Origin of the sequence: Streptococcus sp. 53 (assembly GCF_013276565.1) — a bacterium.
Lineage (GTDB): Bacteria > Bacillota > Bacilli > Lactobacillales > Streptococcaceae > Streptococcus.
In genome coordinates this window covers 49,967-75,323 of record NZ_VMLG01000039.1, presented here as the reverse complement: position 1 = coordinate 75,323, position 25,357 = coordinate 49,967, and the positions used below count along the sequence as shown (strand labels likewise).

The following is a 25,357-nucleotide window of genomic DNA, read 5'->3' as shown; positions in this document are numbered from 1 at the left end:
TACAGTTGACAAAGAGCCGCTTTTTTATCTAATCTATCGATTTTAGAAATTTATAATAAAGAATTCCTAAAATCAAAATCTTTTTGTCCCAGCCTCCACTTCTATATTCACCTATTGAAATTCCTTGACATCTCCATCATAAGTCGCCCAGTCTTTGCTGAAAAAGCGCTCATTCAGATGGTAAGTCGGAGCTGGTATGGGATTGGATAGGAAAGGATCAACTGCCTTGTCAAAAGCCAACCAACCCAACCAACCAAGGTGAATGGTATCCTTCATAAAGAAAGCTTCCCCACCGTCCTTAGAAAAATCTGCTATATTGGTAAAACCTTGACTTTCTAACTGGTAGCGAATCTTCTGCACCGTTTGTTGGTACATATCCTCTCGTAGACCAGCATAGTCCATCCATTTTTTATTAACAGGTGGAATGATAAAAATCGGGTTGACCTTAGATTTAGAAAACTGGGTTAACACCAACTGCAGGTCATTATACTCCGGTGATTTGAGGTAGGTAAAGTTTTTCTGAGAGTCCTTTAATTTCTTCAGATCCTTCTTGATCTGCGTATTATAGAAATAATTTTCCATTCCCAGATTATTATTGGAAGTATTCTTTTCAGCATCTGCTTTAACGACATCTTCTATAGCTTGATAAGAAAACTGGTCTGGCAAGGTCTTTAAATACTTAACTACATGCTTATCATAATTGACATAGCCTCTAACTGAAAACTGACCAAAAAAGGAAGCTTGGCGTTCATTAAACCGAGCCAATAATTCAATCATTTCATTGTCTGCCGTCGATAATTCTTCTTTGCTTGCCAACTTCTGAACCAAATCCTTCATAGCTACGTTTGGGAACTGCTGTAGTAAGCGAGTCGCTGCATATTGACTAGCCTGATCTCCAGATTGATGTTCCAAAAAACTGGTCAACTGGTCTCCATTAAAATACTGCTGAAAAGCTGCTGGCTCATAGCCATTTTTACTGAACCACTGAGGTGAGATAACATACACAACTTGTTTATTCTCTAGCTGTGGCAACATCTGTTGCATTCCAAAATACTGGTTAAGCGATGCAGCTCCCCTCTGTCCTAAAAGATAAGGACGGTAGGAGCGATTGTATTTCTCAGCTAATACCGCAGGATGAGCACCGTCAAAACGAAGCCATTCACTAGAGCCAAAGAAGGGAACAAAACGCATATTTGGATCAGATAGTGCTCTGACTTTTTGACTTCGCTCCTTAAAACTATCGATAGTAGTAGCCACCGCTGAACGCTTTTCAGCTCCTAGATTATGATGCATCTCAGTAGGATAAAAGAAAATGAGCAGAAAAACCAACAAACCAGCTATCAAGACCGGTCCGAAGATCATCCATAAGCGTTTAAGCATTTTGTAGCTCCACAATACCAGCTATGATTTTATTAGCTGTATTCCAGTCATCGCGACCAAACTCTGTTACAGGGACACGAATGTCAAAACGGTTCTCAATCTCCACAATCAACTCAACCGTTCCCATACTATCCAAAACACCTGCATCAAAAAGATCTTCATCCATCATGTCAGAAACATCTTCCATAAACAACTCATCAATAATTTCGATAACTTCTGATTTGATATCCATATTTTACTTCCTTTTATTTTTTAAACCATAAATCATTCAAGAATCCAGAAAAGATTAAGAATGACAGCATGACGACATGGAAAGTGATAACCATTCCAAGCAACTGAATCCAGCGATTCTCAGGTAGAGCAGCTTTCCCTGCTTTTTTCCGTTCCTTATTAAGCGTTTTTTTCTTACGAACCCAAGCGTCATTGATGACCAGCCCAATCCCATGAAAGAGGCCATAGGCGATGTAGTACCAGGTCACACCGTGCCAAAATCCCATAATCAGCATATTTACAATGTAGGCCACACTTGAAGTTACATTACGATTTTTAAAGACCTTCTTTCTGGTCAACACCATGACCATTCGCATAAAGACAAAGTCACGGAACCAAAAAGAGAGACTCATATGCCAACGATTCCAAAACTCCTTCAAATCCCTTGATAAAAAGGGCTTGTTAAAGTTGATAGGGCTACGGATTCCCATTAAGTTTGAGATAGCCAAGGCAAACATAGAGTAACCTGCAAAATCAAAGAAAAGCTCCAAACCAAAGGTATACATAACTGCCAAGGCATAGAGGTTAAAGAAGCCACCTGACTGCAAGGCTAAATTCTTCAAAGGAGGCAACAAGGTCTCTCCTAAAACATGAGCTAGGATAAACTTATACAAAAAGCCCCACATGATATAGCGAACAGATTCATCCAGCATATCCATCAACTCATCCCGCTCAGGAATGGTCTGATAATTTTCATTGAAACGTTTAAAGCGATCAATTGGACCACTTGAAAAGGTCGGCATGAAGAGAAGAAAGCGGAGGAATTCCCAGAAGGTAAAATCCTTAATCACTCCATCTCTCAGCTCGATGATAATCCCAACCGAACGAAAGGTCAGGTAAGAAATTCCCAAAAATCCAAGCAAAGACTGCGTTCCATTGATAGCTGGCTGCACCTTGACAAAGATAATCGGAAGTAGGGACAGAAAGCTAACTAGGTAGAAGACCCACTTGACATCCTTATTTTTTCGATAGTGCTTATAGAAAAGCAGGAGCAATATTTCCCAGCAAAGGTAAATACCCAAGGCAGCTAGTTGATTGGTCTTCCCACCTACTAACATGGTGACGATAAAGAAGAGACTAACTAGTACTTCATACCAGGCGAAACGTTTCTTGAAAAAGAGACCGATAAAGATGGGCAAGGTTGCAGCAATCACATAGACAAAATACTGAGGATTCCCATATGGCTCTAAATGAGGAAGCTGTTGAAAAAACTCCATCATCTCTTGTTCACCTCGTTAATCAATCCTTTGATGTCAATCTTTCCATTTGGAGTCAGTGGCAAACTGTCTCGGTAAAGGAATTTAGACGGCATCATGTAGGACATCATGATGTCTGTCAAATCTTCCTTGATAGCCTTGGTAATATCAATATCTCGCTCAAACTGCTCACGAACACCGTCTTTCAAGATGACATAAGCCAATAGATTTTGCACCTTGTGGTCTTTATTATAACGCGGTACTGCGACAGCAGACTCGATATAGCGAGACTTATTGAGGTTTTGAGAGACATCTTCTAACTCAATGCGGTAACCGTTGAACTTAATCTGGAAGTCCATGCGTCCGCCATAGAGAAGTAAGCCTTCATCTGTCATGGTTCCCACATCACCTGTGTGATAGGCTGGCAGACCTTCAAATTCAAAGAAGGCTTCCGCTGTTTTTTCAGGATTATTCATATATCCTTTTGAAACAGCTGGTCCAGAAACAATGATTTCTCCCTGTTCGCCATTTGGCAGTTTATTTCCTTCCTCGTCAATGATAAAGGTTGGAGAATCAGCCTTGGTATAGCCGATTGGTAGACGTTTGAGAGTCGCTAGCATCTCATCTGTCACGGCAACTGCGGACAGGGCCACTGTCGCTTCTGTTGGGCCGTAAGCATTGATAATACGGGCATTGGGGAAACGCTCACGTAGTTTTTGAGCTGTTTTGACCGTCAATTCTTCACCATCAAAGTAGAAATGCGTGATACCAGGCATTTTCTCACTATTAAAGTCTTCTGACAGCATAGCCATATCTGCAAAAGAAGGCGTTGATGTCCAGATAGCGATCGGCAATGAAAAGATAGTCGCAAAGAGTTGCTTAAAGTCCTGAGTAATAGCTGAAGGAAGAGCGAAAAGCGTACCACCCAGTGCCAAGGTCGGTGCCCAGTACATGACAGACAGATCAAAAGAATAAGGTGGCTGAGCCAGCATTTGCGGACGACTTGGCGTCGCAAATTCCTTGTCCGTAATCATCCAGTTGGTAAAGCTGAGGAGGTTATCATGGGAAATCTGCACTCCCTTTGGCTTACCAGTCGTACCAGAAGTAAAGATAATGTAGTAGTTATCATCGCCCTTGACTGGATGCGTGATCTCATAGCTAGTCCCTTGAGCAAAGGCTTCTTGAACCTGAGCTAGAGTCATCATCGGTGTAGGAACCTGCTCCAATGGAAAGTCTGAAATGGCAATAATCAAGCTTGGCTCTGCCACTTCTAAAATAGCCGAAATTCGCTCCAAGGCCGAATGACTATCAATTGGAATGTAGGCATGACCTGACTTAGTCAAGGCTACAAAAGTTGCCAACATTTCATATTCTTGGCCACCAAAAACGACCACAGGAGACTTCTCTGGCAATCCTAGTTGGTCAATGGCTGCAGCCAAACTATCCGAATCAGCCTTCAAATCTCCATAAGTGTGTTCCTGCCCCAAAACATTGTAAACAGGATAGCTAGGCTGTGTCTGAGCAAAATGCTCAATGGTTTCAATCATATCTGCTATTGGTTTATTTGACACAATAGGGATTCTCCTTCAAGTTAAAATTCATTATAGATAAAGCTTCCTTGACCCTGACCAAGATAGCTAAAGAAGTAAAGCAGCCCTAGAAAGATAAGAAAATACAAGGCTGTCCGACCAAGAAAGAGGTACAATTCTTTTCTCTGTTTCATCAAGAAAAACCATTCATTTCTGTAATTTTTGCTAAATAAGATAGATTCTCACTATAGTATTTTTCTACCATTGTACCACTTTATAGACTAGTTTTTCAATTGTTTGCCGTAGATTTTCACTAGATTTCAGCTTATTTTAAGGATTATGCGGTTTTTCTATGAATATTTTAAAAGAAAAAAGCCTGAGATTTTCATCTCAAGCTCTATCAACATAATTGTTTTCTAATACTCAATGAAAATCAAAGAGCAAACTAGGAAGCTAGCCGCAAGCTGTACTTGAGTACGGTAAGGCGACGCTGACGTGGTTTGAATTTGATTTTCGAAGAGTATAAACTAGAAAAGTGAGAATACAAGCACTGCCAAGGCTGCACCGATAACAGGTCCCACAACAGGAATCCAAGCGTAAGACCAGTCTCCATCTCCCTTATTTGGAATTGGCAAGATGCTGTGCATGATACGAGGACCGAGGTCACGCGCAGGATTCAAGGCATAGCCTGTTGTCCCACCTAGTGATAGACCGATACCGACAATCAAAGTCCCCACTGCAAAGGTTCCGATACCTGCCTGAAAATCGTAAAGACCCAAAGCAAAGATTGTCAACACCAAAACAAAGGTTCCAAGGATTTCGCTAATCAAGTTTGATACAGTATCCTTGATGGCTGGCCCGGTACTGAAGGTTGCCAGGATATTGCCTGCATTTTCTTCTGCCTCATAATGCGGTTTGAATTGCAACCAAACCAAAATCTGACCAAGCATAGCTCCTGCGAACTGAGCTAGGATGTAAGGGAAAACGGAAGCCCAAGGCAAACCACCTTTCAAGGCCACACCGATGGTCACAGCTGGGTTTAAATGAGCTGGACTGAGCTTGCCAGATACAAAGACCGCAACGGCAACTGCAATCCCCCAACCCATAGTAATCACAATCCAACCTGAGCTGTTGCTCTTGGTTTTTGGAAGAACCACACCTGCAACAACACCATTTCCTAGAAGAATCAGGATTAAAGTCCCTAAAAATTCTCCAAATAATTCACTCATCATTTTTCTGTCTCCATTAAAAAGAAGGGGCGGGCGACAAGGAGTCCTACCCTCCACCTCTTTTATTTTTTCTTAATTTTTTAATTCTGCTAAGTCATTTTGAGCGAGAGCCGCTTCGACATCCGCACGGTAAGTTGCTTTTTCTTCTTCTGTCCAGTCATAGAATCGTCCCATTTCATCCAAAACTGGCTCAACGATGCTATCCAAGCTATCACGCATAAAAAGCATATGGTTGGTACGACGAAGAAGGAAATCAACTGGGCTCAGAGTCAACTCATTGCGCATTGCATAGTGAAGGGACAAGGTATCTGCCAAGCTGAGTCCTGGTGCTTGTTCTAAACTATGAGCAAGAGCAAAGACTTTCGGTGCATTTGAACCGTAGAGATTTGCGAGATAGTGAGCTTCCTTGCTATCCAAACCACGTGACACTCCAAGTTGCGCAAAGGCTTCGATTTCTGAGTCCACATTTGCTGGGTTCAATTCTCCACCTGAAACAGGGTAAGTCTTAGAGTTGATCAGTTTAAAGCTACGATCAAATTCTGCTTTGAGGATGTCAACCACGCGCTCCATAGCTCCTTCAGCCATCTTACGGTAGTCTGTGATTTTACCACCAGCAAGGGTCAAAAGGCCATTATCATCACGATCCAAGCTCGAACCACGAGAAACTGCAGATGGATCCAAATGTTTCTCAGAGGTGCTGCTTTCAAGCTTGCTGACAGCAGACTCAACATCTTCACGCGTTTTTTCTTTAGAGAGGTAAGATTCAACAGTCGCAATCAAGTTGTTAAAGCTTTCATCACTGATGGTTCCGTTATTTCCTCCATTGTAGTCAGAAGCGCTATTGCCTGCGATCAATGGACGAAGACCAGCCCAGCTGCTTTCAATATCATCAATGGTAATGTTAGCTTCTGGGAAGCGGTTATTGACAATGCCAAGTAGGTAATCTACATCTTCCTGAGTCACTTTTGGATGTTCCAAATCACCTGTGTAGTCTGTATCCGTTGTACCGAAGTAAGTCTTGTTTTCACGTGGGAGAACAAAGACCATACGGCCATCACCCAAACCTGTGTCAAAGTAAACTGGCTGTGAAACCTTGATCTTGCTTGAATCAACTACCAAGTGAACTCCCTTAGTTGGACGCATTTGTGAGAATTGGGTTCCCTTATTAGACAAATTGCGTACCTTATCGCTCCAAGGACCTGTTGTGTTGATAACCAGACGCGCCTTGATTTCAAAGACTTGGTCTGTCAAGAGATCACGAGCTACAACACCTGTAATCTTACCACTTTCGTCAAAGAGGAAGCCTTCTGCCTTAACATGGTTGGCAATGAGGGCACCGTCTTGGTTGGCACGTTTGATGTTTTCAATCACGAGACGTGCATCATTGTTACGGAAGTCAAGGTAAACCCCACCTCCTACCAAGCCTTCTTTCTTCAAGTTTGGCTGGCGTTCCAAGACTTCTTCCTTGCTCAAGACCTTGTTTGCAGCTGGTGTGTTGTTAACTCCTGCCAAAAGGTCGTACAAATCCATGGCTACTTTAAGACGGAAGAGACTAAAGGTCGCTCCATCCTCATCGTAAACTGGCAAGAGCATTGGGTCTGGTTTTGGAATGTGTGGTGCGATTTGTTGAACCACTGCACGTTCCGAAACCGTATCTGATACAACTTCTACGTCAAACTGTTTGAGGTAACGAAGACCTCCGTGAACCAATTTTGTTGAACGGCTGGATGTTCCTTCTGCGAAGTCCTGCATTTCAATCAATCCAGTGTCAAGACCACTGGCTGCAGCCTGCAAAGCTACACCAGCACCTGTGATTCCTCCACCGATAATCAAGAGGTCCAAGGTACGTTCTTGCATTTTTTTAATTGACAATTCACGTGTTTTCTTTGAAAATTCCATATTTACACACTTTCTAAATAAATCGCTTTATTCTACTAGTATTAGTCATCTACTTCCGCAAAGACTTGGGTTGCTTTCACAGCCTTCTTCCAGCCCTTGTAGAGTTGTTCCTTGCGCGATTCGTTCATAGATGGCTCAAAGAGTTCTCCTGTCTCGTTTAAGAGTTTCAACTCATCCAAGTCTTTCCAGTAACCTACTGACAAACCTGCTAGGAAGGCTGCCCCTAGAGCTGTTGTTTCCAAGTTTTTGGCGCGTGCGATATCAATTCCCAAAATGTCAGCTTGGAACTGCATGAGGAAATTATTCATGGCTGCACCACCATCTACTTTCAAGACTTGGATAGCTGTCTGCGCATCTACTTGCATGGTATCGATGATGTCACGCACTTGATAAGCGATAGATTGTAAGGTTGCCTTGATAAAGTCTTCTTTGCTTGTTCCACGAGTCAAACCAAAGACAGAACCGCGAGCATTTTGGTTCCAGTATGGTGCTCCTAGTCCTGTAAAGGCTGGAACGACATAAACTTCATCATCATTGTGAGAATTACGAGCGTATTTTTCAGATTCTGGTGAATTTTCAACCATGCGAAGTCCATCACGAAGCCACTGAATGGCACTTCCTGCGATGAAGATAGAACCTTCCAAGGCATAATAAACCTTGCCGTTGATTCCGTAACCAATGGTTGTCAAGAGGTTGTTCTCAGACAACTGCATTTCTTCACCAGTATTCATGATGATGAAAGATCCTGTTCCATAAGTATTCTTGACCATACCTGGTTCAAAGGCCAACTGTCCAAAGAGGGCCGCTTGTTGGTCCCCAGCCATACCTGAGATTGGCACTTGTCCACCGTAGAAATGGAATGGAGCTGTCTTACCATAGATTTCAGAGTTAGAACGAACTTCTGGCAGCATAGCCTTAGGAATATTGAGGATTTCCAAAATCTCATCATCCCATTTGAGTTCTTTAATGTTATAAAGCATGGTACGAGCTGCGTTTGAGTAGTCCGTCACGTGAGCCGCACCGTCAGTCAATTTCCAAACCAACCAAGTATCAATGGTACCAAAGAGCAATTCCCCTTTTTCTGCTCGCTCTTGAGCGCCTTCTACATGGTCCAAAATCCAACGAACCTTGGTAGCAGAGAAGTAAGCATCAATAATCAAACCAGTCTTTTCATGGAATTTTTCCACATAACCTTGGCTTTTTAGTTGTTCAGCCAAAGGAGCAGTTTGGCGTGATTGCCAAACGATAGCATTGTAGATAGGAAGCCCTGTTTTCTTATCCCAGACGACAGTTGTTTCACGTTGGTTGGTAATTCCGATTGCTTCGATTTGATTTGGCTTGACACCACTTTCGATGAAAGCACCCGCAATAACTGACTGGACTGAGTTCCAAATTTCATTGGCATTGTGCTCTACCCAACCTGCCTGAGGGAAAATCTGAGTAAACTCTTTTTGGCTAGAGCTGACCTTTTCTCCTTTTTTATTAAAAATGATGGCACGAGAACTTGTAGTTCCCTGGTCAATAGCCATAATGTATTTTTCTTGTGACATGTGCTGTCCTCCTCATAAAGATCTTGAGGTGTTTCCTCTTTACACTTACTAGTATACAAAATAAAGCGCTTTCTTGTTTATCAACTTTTTTTAATTTTTTAAAAAATGTGAGGAGATTGTGTGAATTTCACAAAAAAGACCTGGGTTAACCAAGCCTTTTAGGTAAATAATAACTGACGAATCCCTGCCAAATCTTCCATATCCAAGTCATTTTTTAAATAATAGACTGGTGTCTGTTCCTTCTTATGAATCGGGTTATTGGTAACCAGCAAATCATAATGCCGAGTTCGGTCATAGGCTTCAATGGTGATAAAACGATTGTATTCCAAATACCGTTTTAAAATGGCTGCCATCCTTGAAAAGACAAGAAAACCAGATGTCAAATCCAGACCAATCCGCATATGCTGGCCACCATTTTCAGCCATATATTCGATTAACTGAAGCCATTCCCAGAGAATTTTCTTATCCAAATCCGTCCCCTGCTGAAAGGCAGGTAGAGCATGAAAAATCTCCTCTGCCGTTCCCCTAAAATCATGTTCCATCAGTAAATATGGATGACGATTCTCTAACTGGTACTTGTAGCGATCCTGTAAAATATAACCCTTGTATAGATATACTTGAGCACAAAGCTGGCTAAGTTCATAGGTGACATGGTCCTCTGTGTAGTCCCCCAGCAGCAGCTCCTCCTTCTTCATTTCTTGAATCAACTGTGTCAGCAAATCGGCCAACTGCCCTCCAAAACCAAGGATATATTCCATAGTATGAAGAGGAAGAATGCGATGAGACAAGAGGAAAGAGAAGAAAATCATCATCTCCCCATCCTCAGTTCCTAGAGGAAGGTGTAGTCCAGCGAAAAAGGACGGAGCCTTTCGATGCAAACGAAGGTAGAAAATATTGTCAAAATACCCTCGCATTTTTTCTTCTATGACTTGAAACTGACAGGCATTGACCCGAAGACGTTGTTGACTGATATGAGACCAGAGAACCAAGTCCAATTTCTGACCCGAAGACAAACTTGCACCGCAGATTTCTTCTAAAGTGGCAATCTCCTGTTTTCTCTCTGGTTTCTGCATGTGACCTTCCCATTCCTGACTCGACCAGACCTTGCGGAAAAGACAGAAATAGAAATAGCGAATCTGATGCTCTGGACCTCGCCAACGTCCATTTTGGATGGATAAATCAAATTCTGACAAAATCTGATTTAAGCTAGCTAAGTGACGACCAAGCGTAGCCTCGCTAATCATCAATTCTTGAGCCAGCTGATGGGCTAAAAACTGTTGGTGGTAGAGAAGATAGACCAAAATCTGGTATTTAACAGCATTCTCCAAAAACAAGCTCCGAATATCTCTCCCCTTGGTAGCTGCACCGATTGACAGACGCAGATTTTCATCTTCTAAGGAGATGTTCAGCTCTAAGCCACTGTCCAAAGCCTTGTCATTGAGCAGGGTGACATATTTGGTTAGGGTTGCTTTTGAAAATCCTGTTTCCTCCATTACAGCCTTGACAGTCGTCTGAGACTCTTGTAATAGAAAGGAAAGGATTGAAAATTGGCCAGATTCGGCCTTTTCCATCAAATCTCCTAAATACATTTGTTACCCCTTTCATTTTCTACCTTAAGCATAGCATAAATCTTACAAATGCTGAAATAATCTGTTTCTCTTTTTATTTTCATGCTGATTTCCTAGTCCATTATCCTAAAAATCAACAAACACACGGCTCCCCCTTTGGGCATTTTTATGCTAAAATAGTAGCTATGGATAAAATTATTAAAACTATATCAGAAAGCGGAGCCTTTCGTGCTTTTGTCCTTGACAGTACAGAAACCGTCCGCACTGCTCAAGAAAAACACCAAACCCAAGCTAGCTCAACTGTAGCACTTGGTCGAACTCTTATTGCTAGCCAGATTCTCGCAGCCAATGAAAAAGGAAATACTAAACTAACAGTTAAGGTGCTGGGATCTAGCTCCCTAGGAGCCATCATCACCGTCGCTGACACCAAGGGGAACGTTAAAGGCTACGTTCAAAATCCTGGTGTTGACATCAAAAAGACTGCAACTGGTGAAGTCCTAGTCGGACCTTTTGTTGGAAATGGTCAATTCCTCGTTATCACAGACTACGGTACTGGAAATCCTTACAACTCTATGACTCCTCTCATCTCTGGAGAAATCGGTGAAGACCTGGCCTTTTACCTGACTGAAAGCCAACAGACTCCTTCAGCAGTCGGTCTCAATGTCCTTTTAGATGAAGAAGATAAGGTCAAGGTTGCAGGTGGTTTCCTAGTTCAAGTCTTGCCAGGAGCCAAGGAAGAAGAGATTGCTCGCTTTGAAAAACGCATCCAAGAAATGCCAGCTATTTCGACTCTTCTAGAAAGCGACGACCATATCGAAGCCCTTCTCAAGGCTATTTACGGAGACGAACCATACAAACGTCTGTCTGAAGAAGAAATTCGTTTCCAATGTGACTGTAGCCATGAGCGCTTTATGAACGCTCTTGCCAGCCTTCCAAGCTCAGACTTGCAGGAAATGAAAGAGGAAGACCACGGGGCAGAAATCACTTGTCAATTCTGCCAAACGACTTACAACTTTGATGAAAACGATCTGGAGGAACTCATCCGTGACAAATCTTAATACACCTTTTATGATTGGCAATGTTGAGATTCCCAATCGTACCGTTTTAGCACCCATGGCTGGCGTGACCAACTCAGCCTTTCGTACCATCGCAAAAGAGCTCGGAGCTGGACTCGTTGTCATGGAAATGGTCTCTGACAAGGGAATCCAATACAACAACGAAAAAACCCTGCACATGCTTCATATCGACGAAGGCGAAAACCCTGTCTCTATCCAACTATTTGGTAGTGATGAAGACAGCCTAGCACGCGCAGCAGAATTCATCCAAGAAAACACCAAGACCGATATCGTCGATATCAACATGGGCTGCCCAGTTAACAAAATCGTGAAGAACGAAGCTGGCGCTATGTGGCTCAAGGATCCAGACAAAATCTACTCTATTATCAACAAGGTCCAGTCTGTCCTTGATATTCCACTTACTGTCAAAATGCGTACCGGCTGGGCTGACCCATCTTTAGCAGTAGAAAATGCCCTGGCTGCTGAAGCTGCAGGTGTTTCTGCCCTCGCCATGCATGGCCGTACCCGTGAACAAATGTATACAGGTCACGCAGACCTTGAGACCCTTCACAAGGTTGCCCAAGCTCTGACCAAGATTCCCTTCATCGCCAACGGTGACATCCGTACGGTCCAAGAAGCCAAACAACGCATCGAAGAAGTCGGTGCTGATGCAGTTATGATTGGCCGCGCTGCCATGGGAAATCCCTACCTCTTCAACCAAATCAACCATTACTTTGAAACAGGAGAAATCCTACCTGATTTGACCTTTGAAGATAAGATGAAAATCGCCTACGAACACTTGAAACGATTGATTAACCTCAAAGGAGAAAACGTCGCAGTTCGTGAATTCCGTGGCCTCGCTCCTCACTATCTCCGTGGAACATCTGGCGCTGCCAAACTCCGTGGAGCCATTTCGCAAGCTAGCACCCTAGCAGAGATTGAAGCCCTCTTGCAATTGGATAAGGCTTAATAGACCAAAACCCGTAACTCTCTTAAAGGTTACGGGTTTTTGACTGTAAAAATTCAAATACTAAGGGTTATTATTGACTCAAAGCAACACTGGAAACCTTGCCATCCGCTCCTGTTGTAATTTGGATGATTTTTCCTCCACCAATTTTGGCATTATACTTGCCATCATCAAGAGTATAAGAGTAGCCTCTGATAGAGTAGTTTTCTTTCTTTCCATCAGCAGATTCTACTGTGAATTGACCTCCTGATGAAACTGTGATGGTTTCGCCATTTGCTCCCTTCCAATTGCCCGCTGCAGCTGAGAAATCACCATCTACCATGGTTAAAACACCCTTGTAGCGTTTATTTTGCTCTGCTTGTTTGTCTTGAAGTTTGCGGTCAGTTGTAGGATCATAGCTTGATTGGTTAGACTGGGATTGAGGAGCCTGTTGAGTTGAAGGAGCCTGAGCAGGAGTTTGTTGACTAGCTGCCTGTTGATTAGACACTTCTTGACCTTGTCTTTGCTCTGGTGCAGGTGCCACTTGTGATGGCCTTGCAGTTGCTGAAGATTGATCAGTAGATGCCTTGGCCTTTTCAGATGAAGCTGAACTTGAGGACTTCTGAGTCTGGCTTTCTTTGCTAGCAGAAGCTGCTTTAGAGCTTGATGATTGGCTTGTCTTAGCAGAACTGCTTGCTTGAGTTGTTTCCTTTTTATTTCCACAAGCTCCTAATAGCAAAGTAGAAGCCAATACAGTTGCTGCCATCAATTTGATATAGGTTTTCTTTTTCATTTTTCTACTCCTTTGTAATATTTTAGAAATATAAAGAAATCTTTTTGCAATATAATTGCAACATTAGGATTTGAATATGTCAATAATTTATCTAAACTATTTTAAAAATCTCACATAATTTAAACACCTTTACTCCCCCTACTCTTCTATTCGTAATAAAACAGAAAAACAGGAGATTTTTCTATTACACATTTGAATTTGTTTTGTGTAATCGCTTGCAACTTTAAGTACAAAGGAATATAATAACATTGAAATAGAATATAGGAGGTGCATTCTTATGCAAAATAAGTATTTCAAGTATCTGCCTTGGCTGATTTTAGATGCTTTCGCTTCTTACGGAGCAGCTACTCATTACGCTCAAACAACATTTGATTTGTTCTTCTTAACTATCGTTTTTATGATTGTCTACGTGGCTTTATTGTATTTACACGAAACCTATTTAAAATATAAATACAAAGATTTATTCATTCACATCATGAGCAATTCTAAGAAAGATAGCCACCCATAAAAGCAGTCACAACACAAAACCATCTCATGATGGTACATAAAGAGGTCGGAAACTTTTTCCGACCTCGCTTTTTATACAATATCAAATTTTAACTGGCCTGCTTTGACACCAATCTTAAGTGTGCTGCCTGCCACTAATTCTCCCTTGAGAAGAAGTTCTGCCAACTTGTCTTCCACTTCTGTTTGTAGGGTTCTGCGAAGTGGACGAGCTCCCATCTCTGGGTCATATCCTTGATTTGCCAACAATTTCAGTGCAGAAGCTTGTAATTTCAAGTCAATGCCTTTTTCAGCCAAACTTGCCACTAAAGGTTTGACCATAATCTTCACCACTTCCTGCATATGGTCACTAGACAGACTATGGAAGACCACCTTTTCATCAATACGGTTGATAAACTCAGGTCTATAAGCCTTTTTCAGCTCTTCAAACATGCGTTTTTCCATATTTTCCTGGTCAAAACGAATATCCTTAGCTCCAAAACCGACGGTCTTGTCATCCCGAAGGGCTGTCGCACCAAGGTTTGACGTCATGATGATAATGGTATTTGAAAAGTCAACCTTGCGGCCCTTGCTATCGGTCAAGACACCATCATCCAAGACCTGCAAGAGCACATTAAAGATATCTGGGTGGGCCTTCTCTACCTCGTCAAAAAGGAGAACGGAATATGGTTTGTTGCGAACCTTCTCGGTCAACTCCCCACCTTCTTCATAACCCACATAACCCGGAGGAGCTCCATTGAGACGGCTGGCTGCAAATTTCTCCATATACTCACTCATATCAAAGCGGATAAGGGCTGATTCGTCATCAAAGAGAACTTCTGCCAAAGCCTTGGCCAATTCGGTCTTCCCGACACCTGTGGGTCCTAGGAACATAAAAGAACCAATCGGACGCTTGTGACTGCGAATCCCTGACTGGTTGCGGCGAATGGCACGGCTAATGCTTGAAACAGCTTGATTTTGCCCGATGACGCGTTTATGCAATTCAGCTTCCAGGTTCAGGTATTTCTTAGCGTCAGTCTGAGTCAGTTTTTGGACTGGGATACCTGACAAGCGACTCAAGGTGGTCAAAATATCAGACTCTGTCACCAAGTCTTTATAGACAGGCACTTCCTCTTCTTTTGCGATTAGCTGAGCTGCCTGTTTCCACTTGCCATCCATCAAGGCCTTGTCAGCTGGACTCAAGTCAGAATCGTCTGCTTTTACATGCTTTGATTTATTTTGCACTGTTGCCGCTGCTTCATCCAAGAGATCGATAGCAGAGTCTGGCAAGTGACGACTAGTTAAGTAACGATGGGCCATCTTAACGGCTGTTTCAACCGCTTCATCTGTGATTTGCACACGGTGATGTTTCTCATAAGTCGTCTTCAAACCTTGCAAAATGGTCATGCTATCTGCTACACTTGGCTCTTCAATCGTCACTTTAGCGAAACGACGAGAAAGGGCTGCATCTTTTTCGATATGTTTTTGGTATTCTTCCTGAGTGGTCGCACCAACTGTTCTCAAAGTTCCACGCGCCAAGGCTGGCTTCAAGATATTAGCCGCATCCAGAGTTGAGTCAATCCCACTACCAGAACCCATGATGGTATGGAGCTCATCGATAAAGAGGATGACTTGACCATCTTCCTCAATATCCTTGATGATATTGTTCATGCGCTCTTCAAAATCACCACGGAAACGTGTCCCTGCAACGACATTCATCAAATCAAGCTCTAACACGCGCATCTTGGCCATTTCCGCAGGTACATCACCACTAGCAATACGCTGGGCAAGACCAAGCGCCAGAGCTGTCTTCCCGACACCAGCATCCCCAACCAAGACAGGATTATTCTTTGTCTTCCGGCTCAAGATTTGAATCATACGCGAGATTTCCTTGTCCCGACCGATGACTGGCTCTAACTTGCCAGAACGCGCTTGCTCTGTCAAATCATGCGTATAGTCCTCGAGACCACCACTCGGAGTCTGCGGCATGCCCATCATATTAGCCATAGAATTTTGCTTGTCAGCTACTGTACGATGGCGTTGGCGTAGAGCCTTGAGGTCTTCACGAGTCCAGCCTGCACGTTCTTCTAAATTTCGACGAAGAGCAGCAATCTTGACCTGATCTTTCTTGTCTTCATAAGAAAAACCAGCCCTCTCCAAAATACGAGTCGCCAAGGCATTGCCATCATGCAAAATCGCATAAAGGACGTGCTCCGTCCCTAGCACCTTAGCATGGACCACTGACGCTACATACTCTGCTTCGTCAAAAAGAACCTGCAAACGATGGGAGAACGGCAACTCCGTAAAAGTTTCATCCTGGCTATAGTCCGTTTCAGTCAGTTCCAAAGCGACTTCTTCTAAACGGTCCATCTCATATGGATAATCATTTAAAGTCGCCCCTGCCACACTATAACTGTGATTGGACATGGCAATCAACAAGTGCCAAGACTCTAGATAACGAGCTCCAAAATGACCAGCAACCATGTAGGCACTTTCGATACATTCATTCAATGCTTTTGAATAGTTCATCTTACTTCCCTTTTCTATCTACCTCTTGTATGACCTGTCGTAGCATATTAGCACGAACAACTGGAGCTTCTTCTCCTAGAACGCGATCCAAAGCTACTGATACTAGCAAATTCATCTCCTGCTTGGTCATCAATTCCTGCTCAACCAAAAGCTGTAGAATATCCTCATAAATTTCTTGACTGACCCGCTCACCAATCGAGTAAAGCAGCTCCCGGAGCATTTCATGATGACTAGAAAACTCAATCCGTCCTATACGAATATAGCCTCCGCCACCACGCTTACTTTCAACTAAGTAGCCTCTACTTTCCGTAAAGCGTGTCTTGATCACATAGTTAATCTGACTAGGAACAACCTGAAAAGTATCTGCCAACTGACTCCGTTGCAACTCCACAATTCCAGATTGATCTAAAATCGCCTTGATGTAGGCCTCAATATGATCCGATGTATTTTTAAATCTCATTACAAACCCACCTCTCTCTTTAAACCTTGACTATCTTTGACTATTATACCGAAATTTTCTCATTTTTAAAAGAAAAAGGGCGCTGGTAAAGGATAATCTTCACCAACTCCCTATTTTTCTACTTACCCAAGCCTAATTCTACCAAGATTTGACGTTTGTAGGCAATCTTTTGGACTTCCTTGTCCTCTTCTTCAGACCAATCTAGTTTAATTTCTGAAACAATCTGCCCAGGGCGATTTTTCAAAATATAGATGCGGTCGCTGAGATTAAGGGCCTCCTCGATACTGTGAGTAATAATCAAGGTTGTTAGCTGCAACTGCTTGTGAATTTCAAGATACCAAGCATGGAGTTCCATCTTGGTCATCTCATCCAAAGCGCTAAAGGCCTCATCCAAGAGAAAGAGCTTGTGCCCGAAAAGGTAAGTTCGAAGCAAGGCTACACGCTGACGCATCCCACCACTGAGTTCATGAGGGTATTTATCTCTTACAGCTGTCAACTGGAAGGTCGCAAGAATTTCATCCGCGCGGGCAATGGCTTCCGCCTTATCCACTTTTTGAATCAAGAGAGGAAGAATGATATTACCAAGCACCGTCTTGTGCTCCAAGAGCAGATCCTTTTGCAACATATAACTCACGCGCCCCTTGGGATTTTCTTCACCATCAAGGACAATTCTCCCTGACTGAACTTCTAAAATCCCCGCAATTAAGTTGAAAAGCGTAGTCTTACCAACACCACTTGGGCCTAGGATGGAAACCACTTCGCCTGAAGTCACCTGCAGGTTGATGTCCTCTAAAATCCTCTCTTGACCATAGGCATAACTGACGTGTTCTAGTCTAATTTCTGTCATTATTTCACAAATTCGTTGGTGAAGCCTTTGTCTGTCAAGTCTTCTTTAAGGATACCATTTTCTTTATCCCATTTGTAGAAGGCATTCCAGCGAGCTGCATCAAATTGACCCCATTTTTCCTTGTCGCTTGCGTATTCTTTTGACAAGTATTTTTGAGATTCGATAACAAAGTCACGTTTTTCCTTGAGTTCAGGTGCATTTTTGATGAGGATATCAGCTGCTTCTTCTGGATGCTCCATAGCATATTGGTAGCCTTTTTTGATAGCTTGGATGACTTTACGAGCTTCTTCTTTATTATCTTTCAAATAGTCGTTGTTTGCGATGATGACTGGTGAATAGTAGTCAAATTCTTTAACGTAGTCTTTCAAGTACATGAAATTAGCATCTACACCTTGAGATTTGGCAAGGATACCATCCCAACCGTAGTAAATCCAAGCAGCGTCAAAGACGCCATTGGCAATCGGTGTGATCGAGTTTGAGTCGTTGTTTGGTACTTTTTCAACCTTCTCAAAGTCTCCGCCTTGTGATTCTACCAAGGTTTTCAACATAGCAAGTTCAGTTGGGTCATTCCAAGTTCCGTATTTCTTACCAACCAAGTCCTTTGGACTAGCTACATTATCAGATTTTCGAGAGATAATTCCAGATGTATTGTGTTCTACGATAGCTGCAACGGCAGTAATTCCTGCCCCTTTTTCCAATTTTTTAGCCATGTAGTCTTGGAAATAAACTGCAAATGGTGCCTTTCCGTTGATAACCAAGTCAGAAGAACTTTCTTCTGGTGGCAATTTCAAATCAACATCCACTCCAGCTTCTTTGAAATAACCTTTTTCCTTGGCAACATAAAGCCCTGTGTGGTTGGTATTTGGTGTCCAGTCTAGGATAAAGTCAACCTTCTTAAGTTCTGCCTCTTTGTTGTCTTTAGAAGCAGTTCCTTGACCACAGGCCACAAGCACAACAGCTACAAGAGCTGTTACAAGCGTTAAAAACACTTTCCATGTTTTCTTCATTTCAATTTCCTCTTTTCTTTTTCAGAAACATTCTAATTCTACGAACGTTTCCATTTAATAACATATTTCTCGCTGATATCGACCAACTTCATACCCAGAAGGCTGATAATCGATACCAGAATAATAATAGCAAACATGGTATCATACTGAAACAGTTTCTTGGACTGAATCATGTAGACACCTAGTCCTTCAAATCCTCCCAACCACTCAGATACCACGGTTGTGATAAAGGCATAGGAGACACTGACCCTCAGACCTGCATAAAAGTAAGGCAGACTGACTGGAATTTTAAAATGCCACAGGATTTGCCAAGGCTTGGCCCGCATCAGACTAAACAAGGTCAACATATCCTTGTCACAATGCCTAAAACCGTCCAAAATACTAACGATGATAGGAAAAGTTGTCGTCAAAATAATCAAGACAATCTTGGGCAGAATCCCATAACCTAGCCACAAGACCAAGATAGGAGCTATAGCAATGGTCGGAATGGTCTGAACGACCACCATCATAGGGTAAATCAAGTCATTGAACCAAGTCAAACTGTCCATGAGCACAGCCATGAGACAGGCAATCAAGACTCCCAAAATTAGACCTAGCAAAGCCACTCTCAAGGTCGCCCAGCTATGGTACCAGAGAAATTCTCTATCACGAACAAAGGCCTGAAGAATTTCAAAAGGTGTCGGCAGGATAAACTTGGGGAGAAGTTTAAGAAAACCTGCTAACTGCCAGATTGACAAGACCCCCAGAAAGCCCAATAGACTAATGTGTCGTCTCAGTATACTTTTCAAGTTTCTCATCAATACTTAAAATCTCTCCTACATTTATTTTGACATTGGCAAAGACATTATCTGCCTCCTGCCCTGCCACTTCCAGCGCTTCTTTGAGAATGCGCATGAGCTCATCAAACTCCCCTTCCAAGACCGTTTCAAATGGTGTCACCACTATGGTCACTTCTTGAGCTTGTAGATAAGCAATGACTTGATCGATAACAGCAATCCGATCAATCCCCTGTGCTAGGGGTAAAACTTGCAAGGCGATGCTTGCTTTCATAAAAACCTCCTCTTCTCGTTTTCCTTTGACAAAAAGAAAAACCTTTACCATATATGGAAAAGGTCAAGAATAGACTAAGTATCGTTCCCTCCGCTGGCATTACCCAGATCAGGTGCGGTCGAAGTTTAACACTTCCTCTCAGACTGTACACAGACTCCCATATATTATATGGATATATGATAGCGCAAATTAAGAAAAATGTCAAGGAAACTGCTTACAGAAAAGAGCAGGAAACATTTCCTACTCCAATTTTCTATACTCGTTCTCCATCACTGTTTACTCTGTAGCCATCCACCGCCGTATTAACAGCTAAGACACCTGAAGAGTAAGAATAATACCACTTACCAGAAACTTGATACCAGCCTGTTTTCATTGCCCCTGAACTATCCAGATAATACCACGAGCCATTTTCCTTTAACCAGCCTGTCTGCATTTCACCAGATGATTTCAAATAATACCAGCTAGAACCATCTTTCAACCATCCCGTTGATTTAGACCCATTTGATTTAAAATGATACCAACTACCATTTATTTTCTTCCAACCGACAGTCGATCCATTATTTGAGCTATAATTAGAGCTATTCCCTGATTGGTTCTGATAATTTTGTGAAGAAGTCACTCCCTCTAGCTGGATATAACGACGACTTCCGTTATAAGCTGTATAACTCAACCACTTGTATCCATCTTTTTCGAGAATTTGATCATAATGAACCTTCTCCCCAGGATAATAGTAATCAATCGCAGTTGCGCTAGCTAGTGGCTGATTTTTGATAGCAGACTTAGACTTGAAATAATGTGTTCCTCCTGTTGAAACTGAGGTTTGACTATTCCCAACACTGCCACCAGCTAAATCTTTAAAATGAATAAATCCTGTCATCGTATTTGCTTTTATAATTCGTTTATTATAGGCTTCTGTATAACCATAGTTATATTCCTCGATCTCAATCTGATCTCCCATTACATTTGACACCCAGGCAACATGCCCATAAGTTCCTGCAGTAGACCAAGCAATAGAGCCAATCGCTGGTCTATTATCGACACGATAACCTTCACGACGAGCACGATAGCCCCATTCATTCGCATTTCCATAAGCCCTTGGAATCTCAAAACCATTGACATTACTCAAACGAAAGGCTGCAAAAGAAGTACACTGACGAGAATACATGCGCCACTGATCAATCTCCTGGCTCCCATTTTTATAATAAACAGGATAATCATCTCCACGCGCAATCGATCCATTTCCTCCAGAATAGGCATATACACTATCACTCGCTGCTAACATCAATCCTACTACTAAAAAAGGAACAACCTTTTTAGCTGATTTTCTGAAAGAAAACCTTGTCTCTGTTACTTTAAACGGTAAAATTTTCATTCTTCCTCCTTGAAAATAATATAAATCGAAGATTACCTTCACTTAAACTATTCGGAGAAAAAAGAAAAAGTGAGAAAATTTCTCACTTTAGTCCAGATAATGAATTAGATTTTTTTCTGTAAGGATATCTGAGTAAGTAAAGGATTCAACGTAAACATTAGCCTGTTTATCTCCTTCCACATTCCCAAATTCCACAATAAATAGGGATGGATAAACTTCAATTAACTTACCCAATCTATTTTTTTGACGCTTACGCCCATTTTCCAAGGTCATTTCAATTACATGACCCTCATGTGCCTTGATTTCCTCTTTGATTTTTTTCATCTTAGCTACATCTGTAAATGCATCTGTCATTTTATGCCTCCCTTTTTGAGATACTTGAAAATTTATTGTATTCTTTTTGGAAAATCAATTCCACTGTTCCACGAGCTCCACTACGGTTTTTCTCGATAATAACTTCCACCTTATTATTTGGGATACCGTCCTCTTCTTCACCACCACGCTCATAGTAATCGTCACGATAGAGAAAAGCTACGATATCAGCATCTTGCTCAATAGACCCAGATTCACGAATATCAGACAAGACTGGTCTTTTATCCTGACGTTGTTCTACACCACGAGAAAGCTGACTTAGAGCAATTACTGGAACTTTCAGTTCTTTTGCTAGGATTTTCAACTGACGTGAAATTTCTGAAACTTCTTGTTGGCGGTTTTCTCGCCCAGTTCCCGTGATAAGCTGCAAGTAATCTATCAAAATCAAACCAAGATTACCCGTTTCTTGAGCAAGTTTGCGTGAGCGAGAACGAATTTCCGTGATTCGAATCCCTGGCGTATCATCGATATAGATACTCGCGTTGGCTAGATTCCCTTGAGCAATGGTATACTTTTGCCATTCCTCATCAGTCAATTGCCCCGTACGGATAGAATGGGATTCCACCAAACCTTCTGCCGCCAACATACGATCCACTAGACTTTCCGCACCCATTTCCAGTGAAAAAATAGCAACCGTTTTGTCCAACTTGGTCCCAATATTCTGAGCAATATTCAAGGCAAAGGCTGTCTTACCAACCGCCGGACGAGCTGCTAAGATAATCAACTCCTCCTCATGAAGACCAGTCGTCATATGATCTAAATCACGATAGCCTGTCGCAATACCTGTAATATCAGTCGTTTGCTGCGAGCGAGCTTCCAGATTTCCAAAGTTGATATTCAACACATCTCGAATGTTCTTAAATCCACTTCGATTAGCATTTTCACTGACATCAATCAGGCCTTTTTCTGCCTGAGCAATGATTTCATCAGCTGGTTGCGAAGCCTCGTAAGCTTGATTGACAGACTCTGTCAACTTGGAGATTAATCGCCGTAGCATTGCTTTTTCTGCAACAATCTTAGCATAGTACTCCGCATTAGCAGAAGTTGGCACAGAATTGACAATCTCAACCAAGTAAGACAAGCCACCAATATTCTGTAAATCACCTTGATTATCAAGAATGGTACGAACCGTTGTTGCATCTATAGCATCGCCACGATCGGATAAATCAACCATAGCTTGGAAAATCAAACGATGGGCATACTTAAAAAAGTCCCGAGACTCAATATATTCTCGCACAAAAACAAGTTTACTCTCATCAATAAAGATAGCCCCCAAAACAGATTGCTCAGCTAAGATATCTTGAGGTTGTACTCGTAACTCTTCTACTTCTGCCATCAGACTTCCCTTCCTTTTACAATCTTGTCAAGAAGGTGTAAACTTATCCTTCTTTCACACGAAGATTGATTACACTTGTGATATCTTGATAGATTTTCACTGGCACATCAATCAAACCAACCGCTCGAATCGGAGCTTGTACTTGAATATGACGTTTATCAATCTTAATTCCAAATTGCTTTTGCAATTCTTCTGCAATCTTCTTATTGGTAATAGAACCAAAGGTACGGCCATCTGGACCAACCTTTTCAACAAATTCTACAATAGTTTCCTCTGATTCAAGTTGGGCTTTAATTGCTTTTGCTTCTGCAATCATCTCAGCGTGGGCTTTCTCTTCGGATTTTTGTTTACCACGAAGTTCACCTACAGCTTGAGCAGTCGCTTCTTTTGCTAGGTTCTTTTTGATAAGAAAGTTTTGCGCATACCCTGTTGGTACTTCCTTAATTTCGCCTTTTTTACCTTTTCCTTTAACATCTGCTAAAAAGATTACTTTCATTCTTCTTTCTCCTTTTCCTTTATTTCATTTAATACAATTTCTGTCAGTTTTTCACCTGCTTCCGACAAGGTTAAATCCTTAATTTGAGCTGCTGCCAAATTAAAGTGACCTCCACCGCCTAACTCTTCCATAATCCGTTGTACATTCAGTTTACTACGACTTCGAGCTGAGATAGAGATAAATCCTTGTGTATTTTTCGCAAGAACAAAACTCGCTTCAATACCTGACATAGCTAACATGGCATCTGCTGCCTTACTAATAACAACTGTATCATAGCATTTCGTGTCCTTAGCCTCTGCTATTAGTACATCTGAACCTAATTTACGCCCCTGTAAAATCAGTTCATTGACCTCACGATATTCTTCAAAATCTGTCGCAGCGATTTCTTGGATAGCAATACTATCACTTCCTCTCGTTCTGAGATAGCTAGCAACATCAAATGTCCGACTAGTCACTCGTGAGGTGAAATTTTTAGTATCCAGCATCATACCAGCCATCAAGACACTTGCTTGCATACGACTCAAACGATTTTTCTTAGAATTCTGGAACTGAATCAATTCCGTTACCAACTCACTGGCACTGCTTGCACCACTTTCGATATAAGTGATAACTGCATTGTCTGGGAAATCCTGATCCCTTCTATGGTGGTCAATAACGATGGTCTGTGTAAATAAATCATAAAAATCTTTTGATAATGTTAAGGCTGTCTTTGAATGGTCTACAAGAATCAACAAAGAACGATTGGTCACCATCCCCATTGCATCCTTAACAGACAACAACTTCGTAACTCCTTCTTTTTCTAAGAATGAAACAGCTCGTTCAATATCTGGAGACATTTGTTCTTCATCATAAAGAGCATAGCTATTTTCAATCACATTGCTGGCAAACAACTGCATACCTACAGCAGAGCCCAAGGCATCCATATCTAAATTTCTATGTCCAACTACAAACACGTGATCCACACTACGAATCTTATCAGATATGGCTGTCATCATTGATCGAGTACGGGTACGAGTGCGCTTGATGGACGCAGCCGACCCACCGCCAAAGTAGACTGGATTTTTCGTTTCATCATTCTCCTTGACAACCACCTGGTCGCCACCACGTACTTCAGCCAAGTTCAAGTTGAGCAAAGCAACTTTCCCTATTTCATCATGATTTCCATCGCCATAAGAAAATCCCATACTTAAGGTCAAGGGCAACTGTCTCTGTTTCGATTCTTCTCTGAAAGCATCAATAACAGAAAATTTATCATTCATCAAGCCCTCAAGCACCGTGTAGTCAGTAAATAGATAAAATCGATCCATACTTACCCGACGAGAAAACATCATGTATTTTTCTGAAAACTCTGATATAAAATTAGCTACAAAACTATTGATTTGACTAATATCTGACTCAGAAGTTGCATCCTCCAAATCATCATAATTATCCACAGAGACAATCCCAATCACTGGTCGACTTGTTACCAATTCATCTGTTATGGCTTGTTCCCTGGATACATCTACAAAATACAAAACACCGGAAGAAGCATCCATATGAACAGCATAACGCTTCTCACCCAGCTTAGCATAAGTAGACGGATTTCCTACTGAAGCCTTGATAATCGTTTGAACAGCTTCCAAATCAAAATCGCCATCTTCCTTGGTCAAAATCAATTCAGCATAGGGATTAAACCACTCAACCTCTCCAGAAGATAAATTCAATTTCATAACACCTACAGGCATCTGTTCCAATAGAGATGTCAAACTTTCTTCCGCTTGGTGGTTTACATACTGTATCTGTTCTACATCGCTCCTTGTATAATGCACTCTCAGTTTCTTAAATAAAAAAACATAGCCTCCTACAAAAAGAAACAAAATTAAAACCGTCAACAGATTATTATTAACAAAAATAATGAAAGTGGATAAGACTCCAAACGCAACCAATCCTACTAGAATAGGAAAAATTGGACTTACATAAAATTTTTTCATTCCAAACCTCTTGGCACCCA

Annotated in this window: 24 protein-coding genes and 1 riboswitch; of the genes, 3 read left to right on the top strand and 21 right to left on the bottom strand. The window is 41.8% G+C overall.

From position 1 onward, the window contains the following. Positions 1-111: 111 nt before the first annotated feature. The 9 genes from dltD to HT722_RS09550 form a co-directional block, all read right to left on the bottom strand. Positions 112-1,380 carry a D-alanyl-lipoteichoic acid biosynthesis protein DltD gene (gene dltD, locus HT722_RS09590; protein ID WP_173278791.1) on the bottom strand — a complete coding sequence of 423 codons (1,269 nt, stop codon included), beginning with the start codon at positions 1,378-1,380 and terminating at the stop codon, positions 112-114. Continuing rightward, positions 1,373-1,612 carry a D-alanine--poly(phosphoribitol) ligase subunit DltC gene (gene dltC / locus HT722_RS09585; protein WP_000351967.1) on the bottom strand — a complete coding sequence of 80 codons (240 nt, stop codon included), beginning with the start codon at positions 1,610-1,612 and terminating at the stop codon, positions 1,373-1,375. Before dltC ends, dltD begins: the two co-directional genes overlap by 8 nt. A gap of 13 nt (positions 1,613-1,625) precedes the next feature. Then, positions 1,626-2,870 (bottom strand): D-alanyl-lipoteichoic acid biosynthesis protein DltB, encoded by a 1,245-nt coding sequence (dltB, locus tag HT722_RS09580; protein WP_173278790.1) that lies wholly within the window; start codon positions 2,868-2,870, stop codon positions 1,626-1,628. Then, positions 2,867-4,417: a D-alanine--poly(phosphoribitol) ligase subunit DltA gene (gene dltA / locus HT722_RS09575; protein WP_173278789.1), complete on the bottom strand. Its 1,551-nt coding sequence runs from the start codon at positions 4,415-4,417 to the stop codon at positions 2,867-2,869. Before dltA ends, dltB begins: the two co-directional genes overlap by 4 nt. A gap of 20 nt (positions 4,418-4,437) precedes the next feature. Continuing rightward, entirely contained in the window at positions 4,438-4,569 is a 132-nt protein-coding gene (locus HT722_RS09570; protein WP_000813667.1) for a teichoic acid D-Ala incorporation-associated protein DltX, read from the bottom strand. Positions 4,570-4,902: 333 nt separating this feature from the next. Beyond that, complete coding sequence (locus tag HT722_RS09565; RefSeq protein ID WP_173278788.1) at positions 4,903-5,607, bottom strand: MIP/aquaporin family protein; 705 nt, start codon at positions 5,605-5,607, stop codon at positions 4,903-4,905. A 69-nt stretch (positions 5,608-5,676) separates the two neighbouring features. Continuing rightward, positions 5,677-7,503, bottom strand: a complete 1,827-nt coding sequence (glpO, locus tag HT722_RS09560) for a type 1 glycerol-3-phosphate oxidase (protein ID WP_173278787.1) — start codon at positions 7,501-7,503, stop codon at positions 5,677-5,679. Positions 7,504-7,544: 41 nt separating this feature from the next. After that, positions 7,545-9,053 (bottom strand): glycerol kinase GlpK, encoded by a 1,509-nt coding sequence (glpK, locus tag HT722_RS09555; RefSeq protein ID WP_050111993.1) that lies wholly within the window; start codon positions 9,051-9,053, stop codon positions 7,545-7,547. Positions 9,054-9,211: 158 nt separating this feature from the next. Then, positions 9,212-10,642, bottom strand: coding sequence for a helix-turn-helix domain-containing protein (locus HT722_RS09550; RefSeq protein ID WP_173278786.1), 1,431 nt, complete (start codon positions 10,640-10,642; stop codon positions 9,212-9,214). A 164-nt stretch (positions 10,643-10,806) separates the two neighbouring features. Between HT722_RS09550 and hslO the strand changes: the two genes are divergently transcribed. Further along, positions 10,807-11,679 carry an Hsp33 family molecular chaperone HslO gene (hslO, locus tag HT722_RS09545; protein ID WP_173278785.1) on the top strand — a complete coding sequence of 291 codons (873 nt, stop codon included), beginning with the start codon at positions 10,807-10,809 and terminating at the stop codon, positions 11,677-11,679. After that, positions 11,666-12,646, top strand: coding sequence for a tRNA dihydrouridine synthase DusB (gene dusB, locus HT722_RS09540; protein WP_000183308.1), 981 nt, complete (start codon positions 11,666-11,668; stop codon positions 12,644-12,646). Before hslO ends, dusB begins: the two co-directional genes overlap by 14 nt. A 70-nt stretch (positions 12,647-12,716) precedes the next feature. On the opposite strand, the gene HT722_RS09535 is transcribed toward dusB, so the two are convergent. After that, complete coding sequence (locus tag HT722_RS09535; RefSeq protein ID WP_173278784.1) at positions 12,717-13,415, bottom strand: hypothetical protein; 699 nt, start codon at positions 13,413-13,415, stop codon at positions 12,717-12,719. A gap of 277 nt (positions 13,416-13,692) precedes the next feature. Here HT722_RS09535 and HT722_RS09530 point away from each other — a divergent pair, with 277 nt between their 5' ends. Continuing rightward, positions 13,693-13,923 carry a hypothetical protein gene (locus HT722_RS09530; protein WP_173278783.1) on the top strand — a complete coding sequence of 77 codons (231 nt, stop codon included), beginning with the start codon at positions 13,693-13,695 and terminating at the stop codon, positions 13,921-13,923. A gap of 71 nt (positions 13,924-13,994) precedes the next feature. Here the strand turns inward: HT722_RS09530 and HT722_RS09525 are convergent, their stop codons facing one another. The 11 genes from HT722_RS09525 to HT722_RS09475 all read right to left on the bottom strand — a co-directional run bounded on the left by HT722_RS09525 (position 13,995) and on the right by HT722_RS09475 (position 25,337). Continuing rightward, positions 13,995-16,427 carry an ATP-dependent Clp protease ATP-binding subunit gene (locus tag HT722_RS09525; protein ID WP_173278782.1) on the bottom strand — a complete coding sequence of 811 codons (2,433 nt, stop codon included), beginning with the start codon at positions 16,425-16,427 and terminating at the stop codon, positions 13,995-13,997. Between the two features lies 1 nt (position 16,428). Then, on the bottom strand, positions 16,429-16,887 hold the full coding sequence (locus HT722_RS09520) for a CtsR family transcriptional regulator (protein WP_001211279.1): 459 nt from the start codon (positions 16,885-16,887) through the stop codon (positions 16,429-16,431). Between the two features lie 118 nt (positions 16,888-17,005). Beyond that, on the bottom strand, positions 17,006-17,734 hold the full coding sequence (locus HT722_RS09515; protein ID WP_173278781.1) for an ABC transporter ATP-binding protein: 729 nt from the start codon (positions 17,732-17,734) through the stop codon (positions 17,006-17,008). Continuing rightward, positions 17,734-18,741, bottom strand: a complete 1,008-nt coding sequence (locus HT722_RS09510) for an ABC transporter substrate-binding protein (protein ID WP_112444682.1) — start codon at positions 18,739-18,741, stop codon at positions 17,734-17,736. The genes HT722_RS09515 and HT722_RS09510 overlap by 1 nt, the downstream gene beginning before the upstream one ends. Positions 18,742-18,779: 38 nt before the next feature. Next, positions 18,780-19,538: an ABC transporter permease gene (locus tag HT722_RS09505; RefSeq protein WP_173278780.1), complete on the bottom strand. Its 759-nt coding sequence runs from the start codon at positions 19,536-19,538 to the stop codon at positions 18,780-18,782. Further along, a complete protein-coding gene (locus tag HT722_RS09500; RefSeq protein ID WP_049513323.1) occupies positions 19,501-19,791 on the bottom strand; it encodes a thiamine-binding protein in 291 nt (96 codons plus the stop codon). The genes HT722_RS09505 and HT722_RS09500 overlap by 38 nt, the downstream gene beginning before the upstream one ends. Before the next feature lie 68 nt (positions 19,792-19,859). Beyond that, positions 19,860-19,962, bottom strand: a riboswitch (TPP riboswitch). An 82-nt stretch (positions 19,963-20,044) separates the two neighbouring features. Beyond that, positions 20,045-21,163, bottom strand: coding sequence for a choline binding-anchored murein hydrolase CbpD (gene cbpD / locus HT722_RS09495; RefSeq protein WP_112444678.1), 1,119 nt, complete (start codon positions 21,161-21,163; stop codon positions 20,045-20,047). Positions 21,164-21,250: 87 nt separating this feature from the next. After that, positions 21,251-21,517: a Veg family protein gene (locus HT722_RS09490; RefSeq protein WP_000128619.1), complete on the bottom strand. Its 267-nt coding sequence runs from the start codon at positions 21,515-21,517 to the stop codon at positions 21,251-21,253. A 1-nt stretch (position 21,518) separates the two neighbouring features. Then, positions 21,519-22,871, bottom strand: a complete 1,353-nt coding sequence (dnaB, locus tag HT722_RS09485; RefSeq protein WP_112444677.1) for a replicative DNA helicase — start codon at positions 22,869-22,871, stop codon at positions 21,519-21,521. 43 nt (positions 22,872-22,914) lie between these two features. Further along, positions 22,915-23,367, bottom strand: coding sequence for a 50S ribosomal protein L9 (gene rplI, locus HT722_RS09480; RefSeq protein ID WP_173224870.1), 453 nt, complete (start codon positions 23,365-23,367; stop codon positions 22,915-22,917). Next, positions 23,364-25,337, bottom strand: a complete 1,974-nt coding sequence (locus HT722_RS09475; protein WP_173278779.1) for a DHH family phosphoesterase — start codon at positions 25,335-25,337, stop codon at positions 23,364-23,366. Before HT722_RS09475 ends, rplI begins: the two co-directional genes overlap by 4 nt. Positions 25,338-25,357 lie beyond the last annotated feature (20 nt).